This window comes from Streptomyces sp. NBC_00726 (assembly GCF_045161735.1).
GTDB lineage: Bacteria > Actinomycetota > Actinomycetes > Streptomycetales > Streptomycetaceae > Streptomyces.
Window position 1 is genome coordinate 4,559,949 of the sequence record NZ_CP108983.1, and the last position, 12,921, is coordinate 4,572,869.

Annotated in this window: 7 protein-coding genes; 5 read left to right on the forward strand and 2 right to left on the reverse strand. The window is 73.8% G+C overall.

From position 1 onward, the window contains the following. Nucleotides 1-16: 16 nt before the first annotated feature. Entirely contained in the window at nucleotides 17-3,343 is a 3,327-nt protein-coding gene (locus tag OG338_RS20560; RefSeq protein ID WP_405938719.1) for an ATP-dependent helicase, read from the forward strand. Here OG338_RS20560 and OG338_RS20565 read toward each other — a convergent pair whose 3' ends face one another. Further along, the gene (locus OG338_RS20565) at nucleotides 3,344-4,249 is read right to left on the reverse strand and encodes an SAM-dependent methyltransferase (RefSeq protein ID WP_405938720.1); all 906 of its coding nucleotides are present in this window, start codon (nucleotides 4,247-4,249) and stop codon (nucleotides 3,344-3,346) included. 142 nt (nucleotides 4,250-4,391) lie between these two features. Between OG338_RS20565 and OG338_RS20570 the strand changes: the two genes are divergently transcribed. The 3 genes from OG338_RS20570 to nudC are packed head-to-tail and all read left to right on the forward strand — an operon-like array spanning nucleotide 4,392 to nucleotide 10,061. Further along, complete coding sequence (locus OG338_RS20570) at nucleotides 4,392-7,664, forward strand: UvrD-helicase domain-containing protein (RefSeq protein WP_405938721.1); 3,273 nt, start codon at nucleotides 4,392-4,394, stop codon at nucleotides 7,662-7,664. Between the two features lie 10 nt (nucleotides 7,665-7,674). Beyond that, nucleotides 7,675-9,069, forward strand: coding sequence for a dipeptidase (locus OG338_RS20575; protein ID WP_405938722.1), 1,395 nt, complete (start codon nucleotides 7,675-7,677; stop codon nucleotides 9,067-9,069). A gap of 44 nt (nucleotides 9,070-9,113) precedes the next feature. Continuing rightward, the gene (gene nudC, locus OG338_RS20580) at nucleotides 9,114-10,061 is read left to right on the forward strand and encodes an NAD(+) diphosphatase (RefSeq protein ID WP_405938723.1); all 948 of its coding nucleotides are present in this window, start codon (nucleotides 9,114-9,116) and stop codon (nucleotides 10,059-10,061) included. Nucleotides 10,062-10,126: 65 nt separating this feature from the next. Here the strand turns inward: nudC and OG338_RS20585 are convergent, their stop codons facing one another. Further along, complete coding sequence (locus tag OG338_RS20585; protein WP_405938724.1) at nucleotides 10,127-10,384, reverse strand: glutaredoxin domain-containing protein; 258 nt, start codon at nucleotides 10,382-10,384, stop codon at nucleotides 10,127-10,129. A 222-nt stretch (nucleotides 10,385-10,606) separates the two neighbouring features. On the opposite strand from OG338_RS20585, the gene OG338_RS20590 reads away from it, so the two are divergent. Continuing rightward, nucleotides 10,607-12,856 (forward strand): ATP-dependent DNA helicase UvrD2, encoded by a 2,250-nt coding sequence (locus OG338_RS20590; protein ID WP_405938725.1) that lies wholly within the window; start codon nucleotides 10,607-10,609, stop codon nucleotides 12,854-12,856. Nucleotides 12,857-12,921 lie beyond the last annotated feature (65 nt).

A 12,921-nucleotide genomic window follows, 5' to 3' on the forward strand; every position in this document is an offset into this window, starting at 1 on the left:
GGACCGGCGAACCCACGTGAGCACCTCCTCCACCACCCGGCACAGTCCTCACCGTCACGCACGGCCGGGGACCACGGGCCCGTACCGGCTGGTGCGCACCCTGCCGGGTTCGGTGGAGCCCCCTCTCCTGGACGCGGCACAGCGCGCGGTGGTTGACCACCCGGGCGGTCCGCTGCTGGTCCTCGCCGGACCCGGTACGGGCAAGACGACGACGCTGGTCGAAGCCGTCGCCGCGCGCATCGCCCGGGGCGCCGACCCGGCCCGCCTGCTGGTCCTCACCTTCAGCCGCAAGGCCGCCGTCGAACTGCGCGACCGGATGGCGGCCCGGCTCGGCGCCGCCCGGGGCCCGCAGGCCACCACCTTCCACTCCTTCTGTTACGCCCTGGTCCGTGCCCACCAGGACGCCGACCTCTTCGCGGACCCGCTGCGGCTGCTCTCCGGCCCGGAGCAGGACGTGACCGTCCGCGACCTCCTGGCCGGCCAGCTCGAACTGGAGAAGGAGGGGCGCCCGCACATCAGCTGGCCCGACGAGCTGCGCGCCTGCCTGACCACGCGCGGCTTCGCCGACGAGGTACGCGCGGTGCTCGCCCGCAGCCGTGAACTGGGCCTCGGCCCGGACGCCCTCGCCGCCTTCGCGCGGCGCACCGGCCGGCCCGACTGGGGCGCTGCCGCCCGCTTCCTCGCCGAATACCTCGACGTGCTCGACGCCCAGGGCGTGCTGGACTACGCGGAGCTGGTGCACCGCGCGGTGCTGCTCGCGGAGCGCCCCGAGGTGTCGGCGCAGCTGGCGGGGGCGTACGACGCGGTCTTCGTGGACGAGTACCAGGACACGGACCCCGCCCAGGTGCGGCTGCTGCACGCGCTGGCCGGTAACCGGGGCAGCGCCCCGGTGGGCGGCGGCGGGCGCGACCTGATCGCCTTCGGTGACCCGGACCAGTCGATCTACGCGTTCCGGGGCGCCGACGTCAACGGCATCCTCGACTTCCCGGAGATGTTCCGGCGGGCGGACGGGGCCCCCGCCCCGGTCGGCGTCCTCACCACCTCGCGCCGCTCGGGGGACCGGCTGCTCGCCGCCACCCGGCTGCTCACCCGGCGGATGCCGCTCACCCGGCTGCCGTCGGCCAAGGTCCGCGCCCACCGCGAACTCGGCGCGGTCCGCGAGGGCGGCTCCGTCGAGGCGTACACCTATCCGACCGCTTCCACGGAGCTGGACAACATCGCGGACCTGCTGCGCCGGGCGCATCTGGAGGACGGGGTGCCGTGGTCCGAGATGGCGGTGCTCGTCCGCGCCGGCGGCCGCATGCTGCCTTTTCTCCGCCGGGCCCTGACCTCGGCGGGCGTCCCCCTGGAGGTCGACGGCGACGACCTGGCCCTGCGCCACGAACCGGCGGTGGGCCCGCTCCTGACGGCACTGCGCGCGGTGGCGGAGGCGGCGGTGCGGGATGGGGTGCCTGAAGAGGGGGAAGCCTCCTGGCTCGGCACCGAGACCGCGCTGACCCTGCTCGCCTCGCCCCTCGGCGCGATGGACGCCGCCGACCTGCGCCGCCTCGGCCGCGCCCTGCGGGACGAGGAGCGTGCCGCCGGGAACAAGGTGCCCGCGCCCTCCGGTGAGCTGCTGGCCCGGGCGCTCGCCGAGCCGGAACGCCTGGTCACGCACGATCCGGCGTACGCCCGGGGCGCCCAGCGCCTGGGCGCGCTGCTGCGTACCGCCCGCGAGCTGCTTGAGGCGGGCGGCACCGCCGAGGAGGCCCTGTGGGCGCTGTGGTCCGGCACCCCGTGGCCGGGCAGGCTGGAGCGGGCGGCCCTGCGCGGGGGCACCGCGGGGCGCAACGCCGACCGCGATCTCGACGCGGTGTGCGCGCTGTTCGAGACCGCCGCCCGTGCCGAGGAACGCACCGGCGGCCGGGGCGCCCTCAACTTCCTGGAAGAGGTCGACGCGCAGGACATCGCGGCCGACACCCTCTCCCGCCGCGCGGTCCGCCCCGACGCCGTCCGGCTGATGACCGCCCACCGCTCCAAGGGCCTGGAATGGCGGCTCGTCGTCGTCGCGGGCGTCCAGGAGGGGCTGTGGCCGGACCTGCGCCGCCGGGGCTCGCTCCTCGAAGCGGACCGGATCGGCCGCGACGGGCTCGCCGAACCGCTGACGCCCGGCGCCCTCCTCGCGGAGGAGCGGCGGCTGTTCTACGTGGCGGCGACCCGGGCCCGCGACCGCCTGGTCGTCACCGCGGTCAAGGCCCCCGCCGACGACGGCGACCAGCCCTCCCGCTTCCTCGCCGAGCTGGGCGCCGAACCCCGCGACGTCACCGGCCGCCCGCGCCGCCCGCTGTCCGTTGCCGCGCTCGTCGCCGAGCTGCGCGCCACCACCGTGGACCCGGCCGCTTCGGACGGGCTGCGTGAGGAGGCCGCCCGCCGCCTCGCCCGGCTCGCGGCGCTCACCGACGACGACGGCCAGCCGCTCGTACCGGCCGCACACCCGTACCGCTGGTGGGGCCTGTACGAGCCGACCCGCTCGGCCGTGCCGCTGCGCGACCGGGACCAGCCGGTGACCCTGTCCGGCAGCGCGCTCGACCAGCTCGCCAACACCTGCGCGCTCCAGTGGTTCCTGGGCCGCGAGGTGAAGGCCGACGCGCCCGCGTCCGCCGCCCAGGGCTTCGGGAACGTCGTCCATGTGCTGGCCGACGAGGTGGCCTCCGGCCGTACGCCCGCCGATCTGGCCGTCCTCATGGAACGGCTCGACTCGGTCTGGGACGGGCTCGTCTTCGACGCCCCCTGGAAGTCGCGCCAGGAGAAGGAGCAGGCCCGCGCCGCCCTCGAACGCTTCCTGCGCTGGCACGTCATGGACCGGGCCGGACGCACCCCGGTCGCCAGCGAGCACGGCTTCGACGTGACGCTGGAGGCGGGGGAGTACGCGGTGCGCATCCGGGGCTCCATGGACCGCGTCGAACGGGACGCCGACGGCCGCGCCTATGTGGTCGACTTCAAGACCGGCAAGCAGTCCCCGACGAAGGACGAGGTCCACCGTCACCCCCAGCTCGCCGTTTACCAGCTGGCGGTACGGGAAGGCGCGGTCGACGGCGCCTTCGGCGGTACGCGGCCGGGGCCGGGCGGCGCCGAACTCGTACAGCTGCGGCAGTCCGCCCCCAAGAAGGAGGGCGGCGACGCCGCGCCCAAGGTGCAGGCGCAGGCGCCGCCGGACGGCGAGTGGGTCTCCGACCTGCTGGCGACCGCGGCGGGCCGGGTCCTGGACGAACGGTTCACACCGACGACCGGCCAGCACTGCGGCCACTGCTCCTTCAAGGCGTCGTGCAGCGCGCAGCCGGAGGGCCGGCACGTCATCGAGTGATCAGTGCTTACGGGCCACCAGGCCGTAGACGCTGACGTCGGCGTCGGTGACGTCGTTGATGTCCTGGTAGCGCGTACGGTCCAGCTCGTCCAGGCCCGCCACGAACTCCGGGTCCGGCTCCGCGGCCTCCGGCAGGTCCACGACCCGCTCGGGACGCCAGCGGTGCACGGGGACGATGCCGGGTTCGAGGAGTTCCAGGCCGTTGTCGGTGACGAACCGTTCCATCTGGGCGTACGAGCGGCGCACCATGGCGAAGCCGCGCTCCTTGAAGCCCTTGGTGATGCTGCCGACCTGCTCCTGGTTGAGGTCCGAGCTGACGTTGCTCAGGACGAGGACGCTGCCCGGGGCCAGCGCGTCGACCAGTTGTTTCACGACCGGGTAGGCCGTCTCGTCCTCGATGAAATGGGTCACGGCCGCGAGGACCAGGGTGACCGGCCGGCCGAGGTCCAGCGTGCGGCGGGCGGCCTCCAGGATGCGGCCGGGGTCCCTCAGATCCGCCTCGATGTAGTCGGTGCGGCCCTCGGGACCGCTGGTCAGGAGGGCCTGCGCGTGCACGAGGACCACCGGGTCGTTGTCCACGTAGACGACGCGCGACTCGGGTGCGATGCGCTGTGCGATCTGGTGCACGTTCGCTTGCGTGGGCAGCCCGGTGCCGACGTCCAGGAACTGCCGGATGCCCTCGTTCGCGGCGAGGGTGACCGCCCGCCGCATGAAGTCCCGGTTGTGCCGCACGGTGAGGTAGCCGCGCGGATTGGCGGCCAGCGCCATGGCCGCGGCCTCGCGGTCGGCCGGGTAGTTGTCCTTGCCGCCGAGGAAGACGTCGTACACCCGTGCGGGATGCGCCTTCGTCGTGTCGATGCGCTTTCTGAGCTCGGTGGCGTCAGGGGCGGGTGCGTCGGCGCTCATATGACCGTCCTCGTAAGGCTGTTGGTGCGACAAGCAGATAATTTAGACCCGCTTCGGTGTGACGGACGCCACCGGGAGGCGGGGATGTGAGCCCCCTCCACGATTTCGTGGGTTGTCGGTGGCGCCGGTTAGCCTCTGTGGAGTGTCCCCGCGCCTCACCGATCCCGAGCAGCTCAAGGAGCTGCTGGGCATCCCCTTCACCCCGGAGCAGACGGCCTGCATCACCGCGCCGCCCGCCCCGCAGGTGATCGTGGCCGGAGCCGGGTCGGGGAAGACCACGGTGATGGCCGCCCGCGTGGTCTGGCTGGTCGGCACCGGCCAGGTCGCCCCCGAGCAGGTCCTCGGGCTCACCTTCACCAACAAGGCGGCCGGTGAGCTCGCCGAGCGCGTACGCAAGGCACTCGTCGCCGCCGGGATCACCGACCCGGACGTGATCGACCCGGACAACCCCCCGGGCGAGCCCGGCATCTCCACGTACCACGCCTTCGCCGGGCGGCTGCTGACCGAGCACGGACTGCGCATCGGACTCGAACCGGGCACCCGCCTCCTCGCCGACGCCACCCGCTACCAGCTCGCCGCCCGCGTGCTGCGCGAGGCCCCCGGCCCCTACCCGGCCCTGACCAGGTCCTTCCCCACCCTCGTCAGCGACCTGCTGGCCCTCGACGCCGAGCTGGCCGAACACCTCGTACGCCCCGACGCGCTCGACGCGTACGACACCGAACTGCTGGACGCGCTCGCGACCGCGAAGCTCAGCAACGACGAGCTGCGCAAGATCCCCACGACCGCCGAGGCCCGCCGCGAACTGCTCGCGCTGACCCGGCGCTACCGCGAGGCGAAGCGGAGCCGCGACCTCCTCGACTTCGGCGACCAGATCGCCCTCTCCGCCGAGCTGGCCCTCACCCGCCCCGAGGTCGGCGCGATTCTCCGCGACGAATACCGGGTCGTCCTGCTGGACGAATACCAGGACACCTCCGTCGCCCAGCGCCTCCTGCTCTCCGCCCTCTTCGGCAGCGGCCCTGGCAGCGACGGGCCGACCGGGCACGCCGTCACCGCCGTCGGCGACCCCTGCCAGGCCATCTACGGCTGGCGCGGCGCGTCCGTCGCCAATCTGGACGACTTCCCGAGCCACTTCCCGCACGCCGACGGCACCCCCGCGACCCGCTACGCCCTCAGCGAGAACCGCCGCAGCGGCGGCCGCCTCCTCCACCTCGCCAACGGACTCGCCGCGCCCCTGCGCGCCATGCACGAGGGCGTCGAAGCCCTGCGCCCCGCCCCCGGCGCCGAGCGCGACGGCCTCGTCCGCTGCGCCCTGCTGCCCACCCACACCGAGGAGATCGCCTGGCTCGCGGACTCCATCGCCCACCTCGTGCGCACCGGCAAGGCACCCGGCGAGATCGCCGTCCTGTGCCGCACGGCCGGTGACTTCCCGGAGATCCAGGCCGCGCTGGTCGCCCGCGACATCCCGGTCGAGGTCGTCGGCCTCTCCGGGCTGCTCCACCTCCCCGAGGTCGCCGACCTCGTCGCCGTCTGCGAAGTCCTCCAGGACCCGGGGGCCAACGCCTCCCTGGTCCGCCTGCTCACCGGCCCCCGCTGGCGGATCGGCCCCCGCGACCTGGCCCTGCTCGGCCGCCGGGCCCGCCTCCTGGTGCACCGCGCCGCCCACGCCGACGACGAGGACCACGACCCCGACCGCAGGCTCGCCGAGGCCGTCGAGGGGATCGACCCGGCCGAGGTGATCTCCCTCGCCGACGCCCTGGACACCTTCCTGGACGGGGGCGGCGAGGCGGACGACCGGCTTCCGTTCTCCGCCGAGGCCCGCGTCCGCTTCGCCCGCCTCGCCGCCGAACTGCGCGACCTGCGCCGCTCCCTCGCCGACCCCCTGATGGACGTCCTGCACCGCGTCCTCGCCACCACCGGCCTGGAGGTCGAGCTGTCCGCGTCCCCGCAGGCGCTGGCCGCCCGCCGCCGCGAGACCCTGGGCAACTTCCTCGACGTCGCCGCCCGCTTCGCCGCCGTCGACAACGAGGCCACGCTGCTCGCCTTCCTCGGCTTCCTGCGCACCGCCGTCCAGTACGAGAAGGGCCTGGACAACGCGCTGCCCGGCGGCGAGAACACCGTCAAGGTCCTCACCGCCCACAAGTCCAAGGGCCTGGAGTGGGACGTCGTCGCCGTGCCCGGCCTGGTCACCGGCCAGTTCCCCAGCAGCCAGTCCCGGGACGCCTGGACCTCCCAGGCCAAGGTCCTCCCGCACGCCCTGCGCGGCGACACCGCCACCCTGCCCGCCCTCCGCGGCTACGACGCCAAGGGCCTCAAGAGCTTCAAGGCGGAGCTGAAGGAGCACCAGCACACGGAGGAGCTGCGCCTCGGTTACGTCACCTTCACGCGCCCCCGCACCCTGCTGCTCGGCTCCGGCCACTGGTGGGGCCCCACCCAGAAGAAGCCGCGCGGCCCGTCCGCCTTCCTGCACGCGCTGTACGAGCACTGCGCTGCCGGGTACGGCGAGATCGAGGTGTGGGCGGACGCCCCGGCGGAGACCGACGAGAACCCGGCCCTGGCCGAGGCGTCCGCCGACCACGCCTGGCCGCTCCCGCTGGACGACACCGCCCTGGCCCGCCGCAGGGCCGCGGCGGACACGGTCATGGAGCTGCTGGACGCCCCGGAGCCCCCGGACGGCGACGAGCACGCGCACTCTCCTCAGCTCCCGGCCCCCCGTCTCACCCCCGAGGAGACCCGCACCCTCGCCTCCTGGGACCGGGACCTCGACGCGCTGGCCGGGGAGCTGCGCCGGGCCCGTGCCACCGTGCGCGACGTCCTCGTCCCCGCCTCGCTCTCCGCCACCCAGCTGCTCCGCCTCGCCGACGACCCGGACGCCTTCGCCCGGGAGCTGGCCCGGCCCATGCCCCGCCCGCCGCAGCCCGCCGCCCGCCGGGGCACCCGCTTCCACGCCTGGGTGGAGTCCCGGTTCGAGGAGCTGCCGCTGCCCATGCTCGGCCCCGACGAGCTGCCCGGGGGCGACGAGAGCGACGCCGACATCGCCGACGAACGCGACCTCGCCGACCTCAAGGAAGCCTTCGAACGCACCCCGTACGCCCGCCGCACCCCGTACCGAGTGGAGACACCGTTCCAGATCACCCTGGCCGGCCGGGTCATCCGGGGCCGTATCGACGCCGTGTACCGCACGGGGGACACATACGAAATCGTGGACTGGAAGACCGGCCGCACCCACACCGCCGACCCGCTCCAGCTCGCCGTCTACCGGCTGGCCTGGGCCGAACTGCACGGACTCCCGCTCACCGACGTCACCGCCACCTTCCTCTTCGTCCGCAGCGGCGAGGCCGTCCGCCCGGCCTCCCTGCCGGGCCGTCCGGAGCTGGAGCGCATCCTCCTGGACGAGCCACTTCCGTCGGACGGATAAGCTGAAGGTCATGAGCGACACCCCGGACAGCGCCGTCCGCACGTACACCGAGCAGCACCGCGCGGCCTTCCTCGAAGACCTCGCCGAGTGGCTGCGCATCCCCTCCGTATCCGCTCAGCCGGAGCACGAGGGCGACGTACGGCGCAGCGCCGAGTGGCTTTCGGCCGAGCTGAAGGAGACCGGATTCCCGGTCACCGAGATCTGGGAGACCGACGGCGCACCCGCCGTCTTCGCCGAATGGCCCTCCGACGACCCGTCGGCGCCCACGGTCCTGGTGTACGGACACCACGACGTGCAGCCCGCCGCCCGCGCGGACGGCTGGAGCAGCGAGCCGTTCGAGCCGGAGATCCGCGACGGCCGGATGTACGGGCGCGGCGCGGCCGACGACAAGGGGCAGGTGTTCTTCCACACCCTCGGCGTCCGGGCCCACCTCGCCGCCACCGGCCGCACCGCCCCCGCCGTGCATCTCAAGCTGCTCGTGGAGGGCGAGGAGGAGTCCGGCTCCCCGCACTTCCGCGACCTGGTCGAGCGGCACGCCGGCCGCCTCGCCGCCGACGCGGTGATCGTCTCGGACACCGGCATGTGGAACGAGACCACGCCGACCGTCTGCACCGGCATGCGCGGCCTCGCCGAGTGCGAGATCGAGTTCCACGGACCGGCACAGGACATCCACTCCGGCTCCTTCGGCGGCGCCGTCCCCAACCCGGCCACCGAGATCGCCAGGCTCGTCGCCGCGCTCCACGACGCGGACGGGAAGGTCGCGGTCCCCGGTTTCTACGACGGCGTGGCCGAGCTGACCGCGACCGAACGCGCGCTCTTCGCCGAGCTGCCCTTCGACGAGGCCGACTGGCTGCACACCGCCAAGTCCCGGGCCGCCTCCGGCGAGACCGGGTATTCGACGCTGGAACGGATCTGGGCCCGCCCGACCGCCGAGGTCAACGGCATCGGCGGCGGCTACCAGGGCGCCGGGAGCAAGACGATCATCCCCGCGTCCGCCCGTGCGAAGATCAGCTTCCGGCTGGTCGCCGGCCAGGACCCGGACCACATCGAGAAGACCGTACGGGCCTGGGCCGAGGCCCGCGTCCCGGCCGGGATCAGCCACCGGATCACCTTCCTCCCCGCCACCCGGCCCTGTCTGACGCCCCTGGACCACCCGGCGCTCCAGGCCGTGGTCCGCGCCATGGGGCGGGCGTTCGGCAAGAAGGTCCTCTTCACCCGCGAAGGAGGCTCCGGACCCGCCGCCGACCTCCAGGACGTGCTCGGCGCGCCCGTCCTCTTCATCGGCATCTCCGTACCGTCCGACGGCTGGCACGCCCCCGACGAGAAGGTCGAACTGGACCTCCTCTTCAAGGGCGTCGAGACCGCCGCCCACCTCTGGAGCGACCTGGCGGCCGCCCTCCGCTGAATTCTCTGAACGCCCGATCCATCCCGGGGGAGTAGGAAGCACCTGTGAGCACCTTCGACAACGCCACCACGGACCGGCCCATCGGTCTGACCGCGCCGAGCGGCATCGACCGCGCGGCGCACCACCGCCTCGACGAGGCATGGCTGTCCGCCGCGTGGAGCCATCCGACGACCCGGGTCTTCGTCGTCTCCGGGGGCCAGGCGCTGATCGACGACACCGACGACGGCACCGAGCTCGTGATGACGCCCGCCTTCGAGGCCCCCGTCACCGAGACCCACCGCTACTTCCTCGGCACCGACGCGGACGGCGTCAGCTATTTCGCCCTCCAGAAGGACACCCTGCCCGGCCGCATGGACCAGTCGGCCCGCCCGGCGGGGCTGCGCGAGGCGGGGATGCTGCTCGGCCCGCGCGACGCCGCCCTGATGGTGCACGCGGTGGCCCTGGAGAACTGGCAGCGGCTGCACCGCTTCTGCTCCCGCTGCGGCGAGCGCACGGTGATCGCGGCGGCCGGCCACATCCGCCGCTGCCCGGCCTGCGGCGCCGAGCACTACCCGCGCACCGACCCGGCGGTCATCATGCTCGTCACCGACGACCAGGACCGGGCGCTGCTCGGCCGCCAGGTGCACTGGCCCGAGGGCCGCTTCTCCACGCTCGCCGGATTCGTGGAACCGGGCGAGTCGATCGAGCAGTCCGTGGCCCGCGAGGTCTTCGAGGAGGCCGGCATCACGGTCGGCGAGGTCGAGTACGTCGCCAGCCAGCCCTGGCCGTTCCCGTCCAGCCTGATGCTGGGCTTCATGGCCCGGGCCAGGACGTTCGACATCAACGTGGACGGCGAGGAGATCGAGGAGGCGCGCTGGTTCTCCCGCGAGGAGCTGACCGCCGCCTTCGAATCGGGCGAGATGCTGCCCCCGTTCGGCATCTCGATCGCCTCCCGGCTGATCGAGCTCTGGTACGGAAAGCCGCTCCCGAAGCCGGTGCGCGCGGGCGTCTGACCCGGGCCCGGACATACGACCGCCCCCACCGGTGCGCGGACCGGAGGGGGCGGGGTGCCCGGGGATCAGGCCCCGAGGGCCTGCTTGACCTGGGCCAGGCTCGGGTTCGTCATCACGACGTCCTGGCCGCCGCTCTCGGGGATCACGAGCACGGTCGGGACCGTCTGGTTTCCGCCATTGGCCTTCTCGACGAAGGCGGCCGACTCCGGGTCCTGCTCGATGTTGATCTCGGTGTAGGCGATGCCCTCGCGGTCCATCTGCCCCTTCAGCCGACGGCAGTAGCCGCACCAGGTGGTGCTGTACATCATCACAGTGCCCGGCATGTCTTCGCGCTCCTCTGTCTCTTCGGTCCCGGCAAATCCCGTCACGCCCGGACGGCCGCCCACGCGTCTGGTACGTCACACGGGGCAGGGGCGTGCGTTGCCGCACGCCAGGTGAACGTCTGCGCCCCGGCAGCCATTCCCGCTCCCGCGTTAGTACGACGGATACCTCGGCCCTGTGGACAACCGCCGCACGCGTCCCGGGCGACCTGGCAGCATGGCGGGGTGACATCAGCAACGCACTCCACCCTCTTCCCCCGGGTCCCGGACACCGCGGACGCCGTCCTCGACGGGCTCGACCCCGAGCAGCGCGAGGTGGCGACGGCCCTGCGGGGCCCGGTGTGCGTGCTGGCCGGAGCCGGTACGGGCAAGACGCGGGCCATCACGCACCGCATCGCCTACGGGGTGCGCGCGGGGATGCTCCAGCCGTCGAGCGTCCTGGCCGTCACGTTCACCAACCGGGCGGCGGGCGAGATGCGCGGCCGGCTGCGCCAGCTGGGCGCGGGCGGGGTGCAGGCGCGCACGTTCCACTCCGCGGCCCTGCGCCAGCTTCAGTACTTCTGGCCGAAAGCGGTCGGTGGCGAGCTGCCCCGGCTCCTTGAGCGCAAGGTCCAGCTGGTGGCCGAGGCGGCGGCCCGCAGCGGCCTGCGGCTCGACCGCAACGAACTGCGCGACGTCACGAGCGAGATCGAGTGGGCCAAGGTCACCCAGACCGTCCCCGCCGACTATCCGGCGGTGGTCGCCAAGGCCCAGCGGGACGCCCCGCGCGACGCGGCGGAGGTCGCCAAGGTCTACGAGACCTACGAGGAGCTGAAGCGCGAGCGCACGGTGATCGACTTCGAGGACGTGCTGCTCCTCACCGTCGGCATCCTCCAGGACCGGCACGACATCGCCGCCCATGTCCGCCGCCAGTACCAGCACTTCGTCGTAGACGAGTACCAGGACGTGAGCCCGCTCCAGCAGCGGCTGCTCGACCTCTGGCTCGGCGACCGGGACAGCCTCTGCGTCGTCGGGGACGCCGGCCAGACGATCTACTCGTTCACCGGGGCGACCCCGGACCACCTGCTCAACTTCCGCACCCGCCACCCCGGCGCGACCGTCGTCAAGCTGGTCCGGGACTACCGCTCCACCCCGCAGGTGGTCCACCTGGCCAACGGGCTGCTCTCCCAGGCCACCGGGCGGGCCGCCGAACACCGCCTGGACCTGGTCTCGCAGCGGGAGCGCGGCCCCGAGCCCGCCTTCGTGGAGTACGCGGACGAGCCCGCCGAGGCCGAGGGCACCGCCCGCCGCATCCGCGACCTGATCGCGGCGGGCGTCCCGGCCGGCGAGATCGCGGTGCTCTACCGGGTCAACGCCCAGTCAGAGGTGTACGAGCAGGCCCTCGCGGACGCGGGCGTGCCCTACCAGCTCCGGGGCGCCGAGCGGTTCTTCGAGCGCGCGGAGGTCCGCGAGGCGGGCGTGGCCCTGCGCGGCGCGGCCCGTGCGGGGGGCAACGACTCCCTGCTGGACCACGCGGACGACCTCCCCGCAGAGGTGCGCGCGGTGCTCTCCACGAAGGGCTGGCGCAGCGAGCCGCCCGCCGGGTCCGGCGCGGTGCGCGACCGCTGGGAGTCCCTGGCCGCCCTCGTCAGGCTCGCCGAGGACTTCGAGCGGGCCCACCCGGGGGCGACGCTCTCCGACCTGGTCGCCGAGCTGGACGAGCGGGCCGCCGCCCAGCACGCGCCCACGGTCCAGGGCGTCACCCTGGCCTCGCTGCACTCCGCGAAGGGCCTGGAGTGGGACGCGGTGTTCCTGGTCGGGCTGACCGAGGGCATGATGCCGATCACCTACGCCAAGACGCCGGAGCAGATCGAGGAGGAGCGCCGCCTGCTGTACGTCGGCGTCACCCGGGCCCGCTGCCACCTCGCCCTGTCCTGGTCGCTCTCCCGGTCGCCCGGCGGCCGCCCCGGACGCCGGCCGACCCGCTTCCTGAACGGGCTCCGCCCCGGCTCCACGGGCCCCGGCGGCCGGAGCGCGGCGGCGGCCGGCCCGGGCGGTGTCTGGGCCGGCGACGGCTTCCGGAGCGGCGAGGGCGGGGCGGCCGGCGGTGGCGGCGAGGGGCGGTCGGCGGCGGCGAGGCGGAAGCCCCGGACGCCGGCCCGGTGCCGGGTCTGCGGCAGGACGCTGACGGACGCCGGCGAGATGAAGCTGATGCGCTGCGACGACTGCCCGTCCGACATGGACGAGGCGCTGTACGAGCGGCTGCACGACTGGCGGGCGGCCCGGGCACGGGAGATCGGCCAGCCCGCCTACTGCGTGTTCACCGACCGGACGCTGATGGCCATCGCGGAGGCGGTGCCCGGCACCGAGGGCGAGCTGGCCGGGATCCCCGGGGTCGGCGCGCGGAAGCTCGGCCGCTTCGGCGCCGCCGTTCTGGACATCTGCGCAGGTGGGGACGGATGCGAGGGTGAGGCGAAGGCCGCCGGGGAGAGGTGAGAAAAACTCGTCGCAAAAATAGTTTGCGCCCGCCCCAGTCATCACCATAGGTTCTTAACCACGGA